Origin of the sequence: Paraburkholderia sp. J41, assembly GCF_905220235.1 — a bacterium.
Lineage (GTDB): Bacteria > Pseudomonadota > Gammaproteobacteria > Burkholderiales > Burkholderiaceae > Paraburkholderia.
In genome coordinates this window covers 361,796-377,834 of record NZ_CAJMZE010000001.1, presented here as the reverse complement: position 1 = coordinate 377,834, position 16,039 = coordinate 361,796, and the positions used below count along the sequence as shown (strand labels likewise).

The following is a 16,039-nucleotide window of genomic DNA, read 5'->3' as shown; positions in this document are numbered from 1 at the left end:
AGGCATCCACGACGCTTCATGCCTCGCCGCGCCGCCCCGCGAGCAGCCAGATCGCGAGCGCGACGGCCACGGCCAGCGCACCCGCCACGGCCAGCGCCGCCGCAAAACCGCTCGCGAAACTCGCGGGCGCGGCCGTGGCCATGGCGTCGCGCACGTTCGGCGCAACGCGCGCGAGCGCATGGGCGAAATCGCCTGCGAGCAGGTTCGACATGAACGATGCGTCCACGCACGCGCGCCCCGCACCGCGACAGGCCGCCGAAGCATCGAGCGCCGCCTGCGTGCGGGCGGCGAGCACCGCGCCCAGCACGCCCACCGAAGTGACGATCGCCGTGAAACGCGTAGTTGTGCTGATGCCCGAAGCCATGCCGGTGCGATGCGTGGGAACGCACGCCATGATCGCCTTTTGCGTGTCGCCGTTGAGCACGCCCGCGCCCAGCCCGGTGACGATCATCCCGAGCGCGACCCAGCCGTATTCGCCCGCGGGCGCCACGGCCGCCGTCAACAGATTGCCGAGCCCGACGAGGCACAGACCCGCGGAAAGCGTCGACGTCGCCCCGCTCAAGCGTCTAGCGAGACGCGCGCCGAGATACGGCCCGACGATCATCGACAGCGCGAAAGGCAACATGCCGATGCCGGCGAGAACCGGCGACCACTCGAACGCATTCTGCAAATAAAGCGGCAGGAACGTCATCATGACCTGCGCGCACGCCGCGTAACCGAACATGCCGAGCACGGCGGCCACGAAGCGCGCCTGCGAGAACAGCGACAAGTCGATCACCGCATGCGCGAGCCGCTTCTCCACCGCCACGAAGCACGCGATCAGCACGGCGCACGCCGCGAAACGCGCGATCGTCGCGGCGCTTTGCCAGCCATCGCTTTGCGCGCCGATCAACGCCCAGATGCCGCACGCGAGTCCCACGCCGAACAGCAAACTGCCCGCGAAATCGACACGTTGCGCATGCGGATTGCGCGATTCGCCAACGGCGCGCCGCGCGCAAAACACCAGCGCCGCGCACACCGGCAGATTGAGCAGGAAGATCCAGCGCCAGCCGATCCATTGCGTGATCACGCCGCCCACGAGCGGCGCGACCGTCGTGGCGATACCCATCGTCATGCCCCAGATCGCCCACGCGCGCGCCCGCTCGCGCGGCCCCGGAAACGCGTGCGCGATGGCGGCGAGCGCGGCGGTCAGCAGCATCGCCGCGCCCACGCCCTTGAATGCGCGCGAAACGTTGAGAACCGCGACGCTCGGCGCAAGCCCGCAGCCCAACGAAGCGAGCGCGAACACGAGCAGGCCGAGCACGAGCATCTTCTTGCGGCCGTAACGGTCGGCCAGGCCGCCCATCGGCAGCAGACACGAGGCGAACGACACCATGTACGCGCTCACGACCCACTCCACTTCTGCGAAGCCCGCATGAAACGAGCGCGCGATCGACGGCAGCGACACCGCGACGATATTGGTGTCGAGCGAGATCAGCGCACAGGTGGCCGATGCGGTGGCGAGCAGAAAGCCCGCCGAGCGGCGCGCGGCGAACCGGTCGGTTTCAAGCGGCGGCACGGCGGCGATCGCGCCTTCGAACCGCGCCTCGTTGCTTCCCTTCCCCATAACGCGTTCCCTGGAATCACGAGAAAAATTGCATGACAAGCCTGCATGACAAGCGCGATGCTAATGCGTGACGTGTTAAGAATCGATAGCCGATAGAATCATGTGTATTCATTCGCCGATGAATACACCACGCCATGCAACTCGAACTTCGACACCTGCGCTGCATCCTTGCCGTGGCGCGCCATCTGCATTTCGCGCGCGCCGCCGAAGAACTCGGCATTGCGCCGCCTTCTCTCACCAAGCAGATTCGCGACGCCGAACAACTGCTCAAGTTCCGGCTCTTTCATCGCACGCGCCGCAGCGTTTCGCTCACGAGCGCCGGCGAAGCGTATTTGCCGGGCGCGGCCGCCGTGCTCGCGCAGCTCGACGCCGCGCGCGAAAACGGCCTGCTCGCGGAGCGCGGTCAACTGGGGCGCATTCGCATCGGTTATGTCGCTTCGGCGGTGTATGCGGGCGTGATGCGTAAAACACTCATGCGGTTTCGCGAATTGCATGCACGCATCGAGGTGACGTTGAACGAAGTGCCGATGGAAGAGATTCCCGCGGCAATCGCCGACCGGCAACTCGATGTCGCCTATATCCGGCCGCCGATGGCATTTCCCGAGGGGCTTCAGGCGACTGGCGTGCATCGCGACGAATTCGTGGTGGCGGTGCCCGCCGATTCGCCGCTGGCGGCGCTCGACGCCATTGCGCCGCCGCAGTTGCGTCACGCGCGCTTTGCCGTGCCCGAGCAGGATTTCGGCACGCTGGAAGTCGCGCGGCGCGGGCGTTTTCCGGCGCCGGCAGGCAAACGGCCCGGCCCGCTGATCGCCGTGATGGCCAGCGTGTCGCTCGACGGCACGGTGGCCGTCGTGCCCGGCTCGGTGTGCGCGTGCATCACGCTGCCGGGCGTGGTCTATCGGCCGCTGACCGGCAAGCCGATCGCCTCGGAAATCGCCTTGCTGCACCGGCGCCACGAAAATTCGCGCGCGGTACGCGCGTTTCTGCAATATGCGCGCGGGGAAAAAACGGGCTAAAAAAGCGGCTGAAAAGCGGGCTAACAGCGCGCGCACGCCTTATCGTTAGCAATCCGAACTATTGTTCAAGGCGCAAGGCTCGCGCTCCGCGTCCAGGCGTTGTTCGACGACACGACCGGAGTTTCGGCCGGGTCGTCGGGCGCGGCGCTCGAACGGAGCGGCCGGCGCGCTCACCGGCGCTCAGGCGCGCATCGCATCGAGACGGCTGACGATCGTCTCGAACGTCGGCCGTTGCTCGATGGCTTCGCTCAGACATTCGCCGACGAGCCCCTGCATCGCCGCGCCGGCGCCTACGGTGCGCGCCGCCAACTCTTCGAGCAAGCAGCCGAACGCGCGCACTTCGATCCGCTCGAACGCGCGCGCCGTGGCCGAATCGCTCGCGTCATGAAACGACGCCGCGCCGAAGTCGCCCAGCAACGCGTGACCCGCGCCGTCGTGCAGGATGTTGTGCGCGTAAAGATCGCCGTGCATGATCCCGCGCGCGTGCAAATGCTGCGCCGCCGAAGCCATGCCGCGCGCGATGCGCAGCGCGACCGACGCGTCGAAACGCTGGTCTGGCGCATACACGTCGCGCGTACACGAAGCGAGACTGGGCGGTCCCGCGAGATTCCCGAACGCCGGATCGATCAGCGCCATGACGAGGCCGTGTTCGTCGAGCGGATGCCCGGCGATCTTGCCGAGCACGGGAATCAGATTCGGGTGCCGCCCCGCTTGCAGGCACGCCGCCATTTCGAGGTCGGGCACACCGTCGCTCGTCACCGCGCCCTTGAAAAGCTTCACGGCAACCGCTTCGGCGGGATGACCGTCGCGCAGCAGACGCGTCGCGCGATGGATCACGCCCGACGCGCCCTCGCCCAGCGTCTGCCCGAGCGCGAGCGTGTGCCAGTCGATCTCGGGCACGCCGGCGCCGTCCTGCGCGGCGCGCTCGCGTTGCGCGTTGAACGGATTGCCCGCATAGGCGAGCCACGCGAGCCGCGGCAATTGCAGCAGCCAGCCGGGCAAGCCTTCGAGCTGGTTCGCCGAAATGCGCAGCAGTTCGAGTTGCGTGCAGGCGGCCATCGTCGCGGGCAACGTGCGCAGCCGGTTGCCTGCGAGCATCAGCTTTTGCAACTGCGGGCGCGCGCCGATTTCGGGCGGCAGGGTTTCGACGGCGTTATCGGTGAGAATCAGCCAGCGCAGCGCGCGCGGCAACGATGCCGCCGTTACGTGACGAATGCGGTTCGCCTTGAAGCCGACCATCGAAAGCGCCGGGCAGTCGCCGAGCACGGCGGGCAGTTCGGTGAACGGATTATTTGACGCGAACAGAATGCGCAGCTTGTGCAGCCGCGCGAAGTCGTCGGGCAACGACGTGAGCGCGTTGCCGGAAAGGTCGAGGACTTCGAGCGTGTCGGCGAGATCGAAAATCTCGCGCGGAAATTCGCTCAGGCCGCAAGCGAGCTTGAGTTGGGCGGCGCCCGCCAGTTGGCCGGCGCGTAGTTGGTCGAGGGTAGCGGTGGTCACGCTGAAGCTGGCTGGTTTCTGGAGCGGCGCAAGCGCCGGATGAGGAGATTTTAACGGCATCGGTTTCGAGCGGTGCCGGTCGATGGTGGATCGTTGGTGGATCGTTGGTGGATCGGTGGCGGTCGGTGGCGGTCGGTGGTGAATCGGTGGTGGATCGGTTTTCACACCGGACTCGGTATTGGCGTCCGGTCGCGGACCAACGCGAAGCCAACCCGCCGCTCCACGCGCTTTATCGCCGCACAGCGTCGGCAGAGGCCAGCCCGAACCGGCAGTTAGTTGCGATCCGACTGCAACCGACCGGCCGCCGCGCCGCCCGGTCATCCAAAGCGAGCGAAATCCTCACGCCCCCAATCTTCACGTCCCCCAACCCTCACGTCCCCGTCTGGAAGCCCATTGCCGCCGCCTTCGCGCGCAAATCCGCAAACCGGTCGGCATTCGGGTTGACGACCGTCTGCGCCTGGTCGATCGCCGATACCGAACTCGACGCCGCCGGCGCCGCCGCGCCCGCGCAAAGGCCGCCGAACGGTCCCTGCGCGACGGTGAACGCGGGCGCGTCGGTGCGCGGCGCGTCGCTGAAATCGAGTGCGCAGGCGAGATTGACGGTCGCCGAGTCGCTGCCGCGCACGCCGAGCGGCGCAAGGCCGAAGCGCCACTGCAACAGCGCGTGAATCGAACTCGGGTCGAACGGATATCGCGTCACCGCGCCCGCACGCACGCGCGGCCCGAGCAGCGCGAGCGGCACGCGAAAGCCGAGCTTGCCGTCGTTGCCCAGCGCGTATTCGCGCTTGCTCACCGGCCGCGTGGGCGGCACGACGTGCTCGAGAAATCCGCCCCACTCGTCGTACACCACGATCAGCAGCGTGCTGCCCCAGGTCGGGCTCGTGCGCAGCGCTTCGTAGACCTGCGCGAGAAACGCCTCGCCGTTGCGGATGTCGGCATGCGGATGGTCGTCGGAGGACACGCCTGCTTCCTCGCCCGCGAACGCCGGATCGACCATGCAGAACGGCGGCAGCGTGCCCGCCGCCGCGCGCGAGAGGAAATCGGAAAACAAATGCGAAATGCCGAGGTAACGCGTGCCGTAGAGCGCCGTGAACGGCGCGTCGTGATAGTAGTAATTGCAACCGACGTTGGCCGCGCTCAGGTTGTCCCAGATCGTCGGCAGCGAGCAGTTGTCGAGCGTGTCGCCGAGCCGGTCCAGCGCGCCGCTGTGCAGGTAGATGCGGTTCGGGAACGTGCTCGTGAGCGCGCCGCAGAAGTAGTAGTCGCCGATGGTGTAGTGGGCCGCCGCCGCCTGGAAAAACGCCACGTCGCTCGCGGTGTAATAGCCGATGGGCAGCAGATCGCCCGAGGTCTGGTTCGTGTCGGCGGTTTGCAGAAAGCCGTTCATCGCGCCCGCGGCGAGTTGTGTGCGCCCGCCCGCGTAGCTGTGGTCGGGATCGGCGAAACCGCACGCCTGGTAGCCGTAAGCGGCGTTGGCCGCGAGCGGGAACGGCGCATGGCTCGCGCCGAATGCATCCGCGAACTGCTGGTTCGCGGGCATGCCCTCGGCGCCCGGCACCCAGCTCAGGAAGTGATCGAACGAACGGTTTTCCATCGTCACGAGCACGATATGGTCGATGCCGCAAGTTGCCGGGTCGGGCAACGCGGGGCGCGGCAGCGCGTAGCGGTCGGCGCCGCCGGGCGCGGGCACGTCGCCCACCTGCGGTGCGGGCTGGCCGCCGTCGTCGCCGGAATCGCCGCCGCCGCAACCCGAAAGCGCGACGCCGCCCGCCACCGCCGCCATGCCCGCGAGAAAGCGGCGGCGGTCGAAGTAACGCGCTCCGTGGTGTCCATCGTCCATGACCTTGCCTCCTGAAGTTGCCTTTTGACGTTGCCTTTTGATGGCTGATGGCTGCTGGCTGCTTCGTGGTCCGATGGCTCGATTGCGGCGTGCCGCGCCTTGCGGGGCGGGCCGCGCTTGCGGATGAGTCGCGGGGAATGTCGAATGTTCGCGTACGAACGGCGAACCGGGGCCCAGCATAGCAGCGCGCCGCCGCGTTCGTTCGCTGGACGTTCACCGGCGGCGGCAAAAGCGCCGGTTGTGCGCCGGTTGCGCGTACGTTGTGCGCCGGTTGTGCGCCGGTTGTGCATACGTTGCGCGTACGTCGCACGCCGGCCGCGTGCCGACGATGCGGCCGTAAAAGCCGGATGCGCGAAGCCAGGCGCGCACGCCCGCCGATGCGATAAGCTGCGCCTATGGACTTCCGCCAGCTCAAATACTTCGTCGCCATCGTGGACGCGGGCAGCCTCTCCAAAGCCGCCGAGCGCCTTTGCGTCGCGCAGCCCTCGCTCAGCCAGCAGGTCGCGGGCCTCGAAACCGAACTCAGGACGCAACTGCTGGTACGCAGCCACCAGGGCGTGAAACCCACGGAGGCCGGGCGCGCGCTTTATCTGCGCGCGCGCGACGTGCTGCGGCAGATGGCGCAGATTCCCCTTGCCGTGCAGGTGAGCGGCACGGAGTCGGGGCAAGTGGCGATCGGCCTGCCGACCAGCGTGGCCGTGGTGTTCGCGCTGCCGCTCTACGAGTACGTGCGGCGGCGTTACCCCGGCATTCGCCTGCATATCGTCGAAGGCATGAGCGGCTATCTCGCCGAACTTCTCGCCAACGGCCGGCTCGACATGGCGATCCTGTTTCGCGAGACGGAAACGCGCGGCGTTTCCGTGCAGCCGCTGTTCGAGGAAAACCTGTACGCGTTCGGCGCGCTGGAGGGCATCGAGCCGGGCGCGGACGTGCCGCTGCGCCGTCTCGCGGGCGTGCCGCTCGTGCTGCCGGGGCCGGGCAACGGGCTGCGTCTGCTGATCGAGCGGGCGTTCGCGCGGGAAGGCGTGGAGCCGGAAGTCGTCGCCGACATCGACTCGCTGCCCACCATGCTCGCCATCGCGCGGCGCGGCGGCGGCGTGACCATCGTTTCCTCCGACGCCTTCGGCGAGGCCGCCGACCGGCAGTTGATCCACCGCCTCGTCGAGCCCGAGATTTCGCGCACCGTGGCGCTGTGCGTGCCCACGGCGCTGCCCACCAGCGCGGCCTCGCTCGCGATCCAGCGCGCGGTGGTGGAACGCGTGGCGGAACTGGTCGAGAGCGGCGTGTGGTCGGGCGTGGTGCAGCGCCGCGAAGGACAAAGACAAGGGCAAAGCCAAGGCGAAGGCGGCAGCGGCGGCGAAGGCCGGCGCGCCGGCGCGCCGCCGCTGCGCGCGCAAGACGATTCGCGGGTGTGAAGCGTCGCGCCGCGCTCCCGAAGGGTATAGGCCACGCCGATACCCGGTAGCCCCAATCGGTATTTCACGCGGTGCGCCAACGCCGCTACGCTGTGTTCTCCTGAAGTGCTCACCGAAGTGCGGAATAACGAAAGCGCCAGCAAGGCGCTCGAAGGAGACACATGTACGCCCAGCTATTCGACCCCGTCGCGCATTCCATCGCCGCGTCCGCCGCGTTCGCGGCGCTTCCCCTGCTCACGCTGTTCGTGCTGCTCGGCGTCTTGCGCCTGCCGGCGCGCTGGGCGGCGCTCGCCTCGCTCGTGGTTTCGATGATCGTTGCCGCGCTCGTCTACGGCATGCCGGCCAGCCAGGTCGTGAGCGGCGCGCTCGAAGGCGCCGCCGTCGGCTTTTTCCCGATCATCTGGATCGGCATCAACGCCATCTGGCTGTTCAAGCTCACCCAAGCGAGCGGCCACGCCGACGTGCTGCGCCGCGCACTCGCCCGCGTAAGCCCCGACCAGCGCGTGCAGGCGGTGCTGATCGCGTTCTGCTTCGGCGCGCTGCTCGAAGCGCTCGCGGGCGGCGGCGCGCCCGTCGCGATCTGCGCGGTGCTGCTCATTTCGCTGGGCGTGGAGCCGCTCAAGGCCGCCACGGTCTGCCTGCTCGCCGACACGAGCCCGGTCGCGTTCGGCGCGCTCGGCCTGCCGATCACCGTGCTCGCCAAGATCACGCGCCTGCCCGTGCATGAGATCAGCGTGATGGTCGGCCGCCAGGCGCCGCTGCTTTCGCTGTTCATTCCGCTGATGCTCGTGTTCATCCTCGACGGCCGGCGCGGCGCGAAGGAAGTCTGGCCGCTCGCCGCCGTCGCGGGTCTCGCCTTCGCGTTCGCGCAGTTCGCCGGGTCGATGCTGCTGCCGGTGGAACTCGTCGATATCGTCGCGGCGCTGTTCTGCGCGGGCGCTTCCATCGCGTTCCTGCGCGTGTGGACGCCGGGCGTGCTGCGCACCGACCTGAACGCCGCGCACGGCACGCTCGCGCGCAGCGCCCCCGCGCCCGTGCAAGGCGGCGCGCTGGCCATGCCGATGCCGATGACGGGCGGCAACGCCTTCCCGCGCGTCGCGCAGCACGCGCCGCGCGGCAGCGCCGCCGAAGCGAAGCGCGATTCGCGCGCCGACGTTCTGCGTGCGCTCGCGCCCTACGCCGCCGTGATTCTGGTCGTCGCGGCCACGCAGATCGGCTTCGTTGCCCATGCGATGGGCGCGCTCACGTCGAGCTTCGCGTGGCCCGGCCTGCACGTGGTCGACCCGCGAGGCGCGAGCGTTTCCGCCGTCAACGCCAAGTTCGAATGGCTGCTTTCCGCAGGCTCGATCGTGCTGATCGCGGGCGTGCTTTCCGTGCCGCTGCTCAAGCTCGACGCGCGCACGGCCGCGCGCGCCTACGCGAAAAACCTGCACGAATTGCGCTGGGCCGTGTTCACCGTGTGCTGCGTGGTGGGCGTGGCGTACATCATGAATCTCTCGGGCCAGATCGTGACGCTCGGCATCTGGGCCGCGCGCGCGGGAGCCGCGTTCGCGCCGGTTTCGCCGGTGCTCGGCTGGTTCGCCACCGCGCTCACGGGCTCGGACACCTCGGCCAATGCCCTCTTCGGCATGCTGCAACTCACCACGGCGCACCATACGGGCCTCTCCGACATTCTCCTCACGGCCGCCAATACCTCGGGCGGCGTGGTGGGCAAGGCAATCTCGCCGCAAAACCTCGCCGTGGGCGCGGTCGCGGTGGGCATGATCGGCCGCGAAGGCGTGCTGTTCCGGCGCGTCGCGGGCTGGACCGTGCTGATGATCGCCGCGCTCAGCCTGCTCGTGTGGGCGCAATCCACGCCGCTGCTCGGCTGGATGGTGCCTTGAGCAGCACACCGAGCGGCACACTGAGCGGCGCACCGAGCATGCCCTGAGCGCCCCGCGCCGCCTGCAATCACAAGGACTTTCCACGCCATGCAAAACTCCGCTCTCCCGCTTTCCGACATCACCGTCGTGTCGATCGAACAGGCCATCGCCGCGCCGCTCGCGAGCCGTCATCTCGCCGACTGGGGCGCGCGCGTCGTCAAGATCGAGCGCCCCGGCGCCGGCGACTTCGCGCGCGGCTACGACACGGCGATGGACGGCTTATCGAGCCAGTTCGTCTGGACCAACCGCTCGAAGGAAAGCCTCGCGCTCGACATCAAGGACGCGCACGGCCAGGACACGCTCGAAGCCTTGCTCGCGAACGCCGACGTGTTCATCCAGAATCTCGCGCCGGGCGCGGCGAAGCGCCAGGGACTCGACGCAAAATCGCTCGTCGAACGCTTTCCGCGTCTGATCGCCTGCGATATCTCGGGCTACGGCAGCGGCGGCCCGTACAGCGAGAAAAAAGCCTACGACCTGCTCGTGCAGTGCGAAACCGGCTTCCTCTCGATCAACGGCACGGAAGATACGCCCTCGAAATGCGGGATCGCCATTGCCGATATCGCCACGGGCATGTATGCGCTCAACGGCATTCTCATGGGCCTGCACCAGCGCGCGCGCACGGGGCGCGGCATGGCGTTCGAAGTCTCGCTGTTCGACGCGCTCACCGAATGGATGAGCTATCCCGCCTACTACACGCGCGGCCGCGGCGAACCGGTGCCGCGCAGCGGCGCGCGCCACGCGACCATCGCGCCGTACGGCCCGTTCGCGACCGGCGACGGCAAGACCGTATTCTTCGGCATCCAGAACGAGCGCGAATGGCAAAGCTTCTGCGCGACGGTGCTCGGCGACGCGGGCCTCGCCACCGACGCGCGCTACGCGAGCAACTCGCTGCGCCTTGCCAACCGCGACGCGCTCGAACGCACCATCACCGAACGCTTCGCCGCGTGGAGCAGCGACGAAGTGCTCGCCCGCCTCGACCGCGCGGCCATCGCGAACGGCAAGATGAACGACGTGGACGCGTTGCTCGCGCACCCGCAGCTCGTCGAACGCCGGCGCTATCGCAGCGTGGCAACCGAACGCGGCGCGATGGACATGTTCCTGCCCGCCGTGACCATCGCGGGCATCGAACCGGTGATGGGCGCGGTGCCCGCCGTTGGTCAGCATACCGAATCAATCATGGCCGAACTCGCCGCCAAAAAAGACACCCAAGGGAGCGCAGCATGAACACGCTGAACACACCTGTCGCGCGCATCACCCGCACCGTGCTCGCGGTGCCCGGCCATCGCATGAAGATGCTGCAATCGGCGGCGGCCAGTGCGGCGGATGCGGTGTTCATCGACCTCGAGGACGCCGTGCCGCTCGACAAGAAAGCCGAAGCGCTCGCCTGCGCCGTGCAGGCGCTGAACGAACTCGACTGGGGCGCGAAGTGGGTGGCCGTGCGCATCAATTCCTCGGCGCAAGGCGTGGCCGCGCACGAAGTGCAAACGCTCGCGCGCGAGGCGCGGCGGCTTGACGCCGTGCTCGTGCCGAAGGTGGAAAGCGTCGCGACCGTGCATGACGTGGAGCGTTTGCTCGGCGCGCGCGAGATCGCCATCGAAGCGCTGATCGAAACGGCGCGCGGCCTCGTCGACGTGGACGCCATCGCGGGCGCGAGCGGGCGGCTCGTGTCGCTGCATTTCGGCGTGGGCGATTTTTCGGCGTCGATCGGCGCGCGCAACGTCGAGATCGGCGGCACGCATCCGGGCTACGCGCTCACGCTGAAAAACGAGGCGGGCAGCTACAGCACCACGGCGCTGGACTTGTGGACCTATCCGATGATGCGCCTGCTCGTGGCCGCGCGCGCCTTCGGCCTGCGCGCCATCGACGGGCCGTGCGGCGCGTTCCGCGACCTCGTGCTCACGCGCGCGTGGGCGCTCAAGGCGGCCGCGATGGGCTTCGACGGCAAGCAGGTGATTCACCCCGACCAGATCGCGCCCACCTGCGCCGCGTTCTCTCCCACCGAAGCCGAGATCCGCGACGCGCACCGCACCATCGAGGCGCTCGAAGCCGCGCAGGCGGCCGGGCTCGCGGCGGTTTCGCTCGACGGCAAGCTGGTCGATTACGCGAACATCCGCATGGCCGAGCGCGTGCTCGCGATGGCCGGCAGGTAACGCGCCACGCTCGGTGCAATCGGCACGATCGGAACAATCGCCACAATCCGCGCAATCCGCGCAATCGGCACGATCCGCGCCCTCACGCGCAGAGCGGCGCGGGATCGTTCTCGCCTTCCAGATAGATGCGCAGCGCCTGCGCATCGAGCGGGCGCGAGCGATAAAAGCCTTGAATCAGGTCCGCGCCCAGCGACGCCACGCAGGTCATTTCGTCGGCGTTTTCGACGCCTTCCACCACGCATTCGAGCGACATCTGGCGGCTCAGCGTGAGCAGCGTGCGCACCACGGAAAGCGCCGTCGCGTTCTCGCACACCTGCTTCGTGAACGCCCGGTCGATCTTGATGCGCGTGACCGGCAACTGGCACAGATACGACATGCTCGAATAGCCGGTGCCGAAGTCGTCGAGCGAAATACCGCAACCGAGCGCACGCAACGCGCGCGTGGCGATCTGCACCTGCTCGAAGTCCTGGATCATCGCGGTTTCGGTCATCTCGAAGTCGAGCCGTTGCGGATCGAACCCGCTCGTTTCGATGATCTCGCCAATCGCATTCACCACCTCTTCGGAAGCCAGATCGTGCGCCGAAAGATTGAACGAAAGCCGCAGATGCGCGGGCCAGTTCCGCGCGTCGCGCAAGGCCTTGCGCAGCAAAATGAGCGTGAGTTCGTTGATGAAGCCGATACGTTCGGCCGTGGGAATGAATTCGGCGGGCGACACCGTGCCGAGCGCGCCGCTGTTCCAGCGCGCGAGCGCTTCGAATCCGGTCGTGTGGCGCCGCGCCACCGAAAAAATGGGCTGATACGCCACGCTGATCTCGCTGTCGAGGTCGGCCGATTGCAGCGCCTGCGCGACGCGTCCGCCGCGCGTGATCGCGTCCTTGTGCGCCTCCGAGAAAATCACCACCGAGCCGCGCGAGCGGCGCTTGCCCTGGTAGAGCGCGTAATCGGCGTGTTCGAACAACGCGCGCGCATTGGCCGAATGCGCCGAAAAAATCGCGAACCCGACGGTCGCGCCCACGCGTATCGCCAGTTCGCCCGCCACGATGGGGCGCGCGAGTTCCGCGCACACCGCACGGCCCAGTTCACGCAGACGCGCCTCGCGGCAATCGTCGTCCACCACGATCGCGAATTCGTCGCCGCCAAGACGCGCCACCGCCGTGCCCTGCGCGGCGAACTGGTTGAGCCGCTTGCCCACTTCCTGTAGCACCGAGTCGCCGAACGCGTGGCCGTGCAGGTCGTTGACCGGCTTGAAGCCGTCGAGGTCGATAATGCCGATGGCGAGGTTCTGCCCGTGCGCCTTGGCCGTGTCGTAGGCAATGTCGAGGAACGAGAAGAACGCGCGCCGGTTCGGCAGCGAGGTGAGGCTGTCGAGATTCGCGAGCCGGTAGTTCTCGCCCTGCGCGCGCACGAGTTCGCGAAAATGTTCGTAGTGCCGAAAGAACACCGCGAGCATGGAGATGGACACGAGCGCGGCGTCGATCGCGATGGCCTCGAACGTCACGTTGCCCGAACGCATGAAGGTAAAGACGAACGCGCCGTCGACGATGATCGTCACCGCCACGGCGGCCGCGAGCAGATGAATCAGGCAGAAAATGATGCCGATGGCCGTGATCGCCATGTAGAACGCCACGTGAAAGCGCAGGTTCGCGCCGCCGTGCGGCAGCAGCGCAATCGCCCACGCGCTGAAACACGCGGCGAGCACCACGGCGAGCACGTTCGTGCGCCGCAGCGCCTTGCGCGCGATCTCGAGCGTCAGCGCGCGGCCGCGCAGGCGCAGCCACAGCGCCATGCGCAGCAGGCACACGCCGCTCAGCGCGAGCGGAAAGATCAGGCCGAGCCCGACCGGCAGATCGTGCAGATGCGCGAACACGAGGCCCCAAGTGTTGACGAGCAACAGCGTGTACATCATCGGCAACTGGTACGTGAAGATGCGCGAGCGCGCAAGCAGCAACGCCGCGTCCTCCTCTTTCGCGAGGACGGTTTGCAGGGATTTCGGAATCAGGTAACGCAGAAGGGACCGCATCCAGAACTTGGCTCACAGGGCGGCGTGGGGCCGCCAAAGTCTGGGCAACCGTGCGGCTGGCCAGTGGAAGTGCATATCGTCGATATAACGGCGCACGCCTGCGAAGCTTGAGGGTAGGGAAAACAGGGACGCCTGCCGCGGCAGTTATGCCCGCCGTGCCGCGCACGCCTCGGTAAAACTTACGTTTCGTCGCGCGAAAGCCTCTTTTCCGGCGCGGCGGCACGCGTGTTGCGGGAGGAGCGCAACCCATCTGCGCGAACTGCGGGAGGCATGATGAACGCACGCATACTCTGGACGACGGCCGCCATCGGCGCGGCGCTCGTCTGCGCGCCCGCCTGGGCGCAAGGCACCGGTCCCGCGCCCTACGGCCAGCAAAGCGCGACGCCCGCTTCGAGCACGGCCGCGCCGTCGAGCGGCAAGTCCGCGCGCAAGAGCGGGAAAGGCTCGGGGGCGAAGCAAGGCGGCTCCGGCTCCGCGCCGCGCGCGAATGCCGCCGAAGACACGGGCGCGCAGCATTCGAACTGATGCGCGAGCCGCGTGATACGCGGGTTGGCCGTGCGCGCGGCGTTCGACGGCCTCTCACGGCGTTGGACGACGCCCGGCTCAGCGCGTCAAATGCTCACGCGCGCTCGCCCCGCGCTCGCCCTTTTGCGCGGACCGTTCGGCGGGCAGCCCCAGCGCCGCGAGCGCCGTCAGCGCATGCAGCGCGGCGAGCAGCACGAACGCGGCGGACCAGGCGTTCACGCCCCACGTCACGGCGTGCGGGCCGAGCCTCCACGCGAGAAAGACGGCGCACAGCGTCGTGAGCGTGGGGCCGCCCAGGCGTTGCGCGATATTGAGCGTCGTGGTGGCCATCGGCAAATCGCGGCGCTCGACCGACGCGTATGCCACCGAAATCGCCGGCAAGCCCACGGCGCCCTGCCCCATGCCGCGCAGGAAAAGCGCGGGCGCGAGCACCAACAGCGTGAGCCCGCGCTGCGCGAGCCACACGAGCGCGAGCGTGGCAGCCAGCGCCAGCACGGCGCCGCCCACCGCCACGTTGCGCGAGCCGAACCGGTTCGTCAGGAATCCCAACGAAGGGAACGTGACCATCATGCCGAGCCCGAGCGGTGCGAGCATCCAGCCCATCGTCGCGGGCGAGCGGCCGCACGCCTGGATCAGAAAGAGCGGAATCAGCATTTGGCCCGCGAACATCACCCCGTTCGAAAGAAACTGCGCCACGGCGGCCACGCTGAACGCGCGGCTGCGAAACTGGTGCAGGTCGATCAACGCGCGCCCCGCGCGGCCTTTTTCGACGACGACGAACACCGCGAGCAGCGCGGCGCCCGCCGCCGCGGCCGCCCAACCCAAAGGCTGGCCGATGCGCTCCGCGCCCGCCAGCACGAGCGCGAGTCCCGGCGAAAGCAGCAAGAGGCCGAGCCAGTCGAGCTGGCGCGACCGGCGCTCCTCGCTGTCGTCGGGGAGAAACAGGAACGCCAGCACGAGCGCGAGCACGCCGATCGGCAGATTCACGAGAAACAGCCAGCGCCACGAGGCGTAATGCAGGATCGCGCCCGCGATCACGGGGCCGAGCAACGGCCCGAGCAGCACCGGAAACGCCGCATAACCCGCGACGCGCGTGAACTGGCTGCCCGCCGCGCGCTTCATCATCATCTGCGCCATCGGTGCGAGCAGGCCGCCGCTCACGCCCTGCAAGAGCCGGAAGCCGATCAGCGAGCTGGCCGACCACGCGAGACCGCACAGCGCGGAACTCAGCGTGAACAGCGCAAAACACCCTAAATACAGCGCTTTTCCGCCGATACGGTCGATGAGCCAGCCGTTCAGCGGCAACACGAACGTGAGCGCGAGCAGGTAGCCACTCGTGACCCACTGGATCGTGGACAGCGTCGAATGCAGGTCTTGCGCGAGGCTGGACAGCGAGACGTTGACGATGGTCGCGTCCAGTTGCGCGAGCAACGAACCGAGCACCGCGACGGCCGTGATCTTCCAGATCGAGCTATCGAGCGACGTGGCCTCGCTCGCGCTCATGCGCGGCTCCCGGGCGGCGCATCGGCGGCGGCGGATGCGTCGGGACGAGCGGCGGGCGGCTCGGCCGTTTCGCCCAGGCGGCGGATGATGGGCAGCGCGGCGGCGAGCGCGCGAATCTCGCCTTCGTCGAATTGCGCGAGATGGCCGACGAGCCAGGCGCGCTTGGCCGCCCGCGTGCGGCTGCGTTCCTCGAGCCCTTTTGCCGTGGGCACGAACAGGATCTGCCGGCCGTCGGTGGGATGCGGCCGGCGCTCGACGCAGCCTTCCTCCTCGAGCGTCGCGAGTATCGCCTTCATCGACTGCGGCTTCATGGCCTCGGCGCGCGCGAGGTCGGCCGTGGTCATCGGGCCTTCGCGTTCGAGGCGCGCGAGCGCGCTGGACTGCGAAAGATTGAGATCGCCGGGATGAGCTTCGGAGCGCAGGCGGCGCACGAGCTGGCCGACCGCCAGCATGAGGTCGGCAACGACGGTTTCGACGGGAGGATGGGCGCGTGTCATGGCCCGCAGCATAGATCACGACAGATTGACTTGCAAGTTAACCTG

The 16,039-nt window shown here is 68.2% G+C and carries 12 protein-coding genes; 6 read left to right on the top strand and 6 right to left on the bottom strand.

Going from position 1 to position 16,039, the window contains the following annotated elements:
• Positions 1-16: 16 nt before the first annotated feature.
• Complete coding sequence (locus tag U5805_RS01630; protein WP_322101677.1) at positions 17-1,606, bottom strand: MFS transporter; 1,590 nt, start codon at positions 1,604-1,606, stop codon at positions 17-19.
• A 134-nt stretch (positions 1,607-1,740) separates the two neighbouring features.
• On the opposite strand from U5805_RS01630, the gene U5805_RS01625 reads away from it, so the two are divergent.
• A complete protein-coding gene (locus U5805_RS01625; RefSeq protein ID WP_322101676.1) occupies positions 1,741-2,622 on the top strand; it encodes a LysR family transcriptional regulator in 882 nt (293 codons plus the stop codon).
• Between the two features lie 180 nt (positions 2,623-2,802).
• On the opposite strand, the gene U5805_RS01620 is transcribed toward U5805_RS01625, so the two are convergent.
• Complete coding sequence (locus U5805_RS01620; RefSeq protein WP_322101675.1) at positions 2,803-4,122, bottom strand: leucine-rich repeat-containing protein kinase family protein; 1,320 nt, start codon at positions 4,120-4,122, stop codon at positions 2,803-2,805.
• 370 nt (positions 4,123-4,492) lie between these two features.
• Positions 4,493-5,962, bottom strand: a complete 1,470-nt coding sequence (locus U5805_RS01615; protein WP_322101674.1) for an alkaline phosphatase family protein — start codon at positions 5,960-5,962, stop codon at positions 4,493-4,495.
• A 395-nt stretch (positions 5,963-6,357) separates the two neighbouring features.
• Between U5805_RS01615 and U5805_RS01610 the strand changes: the two genes are divergently transcribed.
• The 4 genes from U5805_RS01610 (at position 6,358) to U5805_RS01595 (ending at position 11,449) form a co-directional block, all read left to right on the top strand.
• The gene (locus U5805_RS01610) at positions 6,358-7,377 is read left to right on the top strand and encodes a LysR substrate-binding domain-containing protein (protein WP_322101673.1); all 1,020 of its coding nucleotides are present in this window, start codon (positions 6,358-6,360) and stop codon (positions 7,375-7,377) included.
• A gap of 161 nt (positions 7,378-7,538) precedes the next feature.
• Positions 7,539-9,260, top strand: a complete 1,722-nt coding sequence (locus tag U5805_RS01605; RefSeq protein WP_322101672.1) for an L-lactate permease — start codon at positions 7,539-7,541, stop codon at positions 9,258-9,260.
• 87 nt (positions 9,261-9,347) lie between these two features.
• On the top strand, positions 9,348-10,523 hold the full coding sequence (locus U5805_RS01600) for a CaiB/BaiF CoA-transferase family protein (protein WP_322101671.1): 1,176 nt from the start codon (positions 9,348-9,350) through the stop codon (positions 10,521-10,523).
• Positions 10,520-11,449, top strand: coding sequence for a CoA ester lyase (locus tag U5805_RS01595; protein ID WP_322101670.1), 930 nt, complete (start codon positions 10,520-10,522; stop codon positions 11,447-11,449). Before U5805_RS01600 ends, U5805_RS01595 begins: the two co-directional genes overlap by 4 nt.
• 82 nt (positions 11,450-11,531) lie before the next feature.
• On the opposite strand, the gene U5805_RS01590 is transcribed toward U5805_RS01595, so the two are convergent.
• Positions 11,532-13,469 carry a putative bifunctional diguanylate cyclase/phosphodiesterase gene (locus U5805_RS01590; protein ID WP_322101669.1) on the bottom strand — a complete coding sequence of 646 codons (1,938 nt, stop codon included), beginning with the start codon at positions 13,467-13,469 and terminating at the stop codon, positions 11,532-11,534.
• Positions 13,470-13,742: 273 nt separating this feature from the next.
• Between U5805_RS01590 and U5805_RS01585 the strand changes: the two genes are divergently transcribed.
• A complete protein-coding gene (locus U5805_RS01585; protein WP_322101668.1) occupies positions 13,743-13,994 on the top strand; it encodes a hypothetical protein in 252 nt (83 codons plus the stop codon).
• 78 nt (positions 13,995-14,072) lie between these two features.
• On the opposite strand, the gene U5805_RS01580 is transcribed toward U5805_RS01585, so the two are convergent.
• Entirely contained in the window at positions 14,073-15,497 is a 1,425-nt protein-coding gene (locus U5805_RS01580) for a DHA2 family efflux MFS transporter permease subunit (RefSeq protein WP_322101667.1), read from the bottom strand.
• Entirely contained in the window at positions 15,494-15,994 is a 501-nt protein-coding gene (locus U5805_RS01575) for a MarR family winged helix-turn-helix transcriptional regulator (RefSeq protein WP_322101666.1), read from the bottom strand. The genes U5805_RS01580 and U5805_RS01575 overlap by 4 nt, the downstream gene beginning before the upstream one ends.
• Positions 15,995-16,039 lie beyond the last annotated feature (45 nt).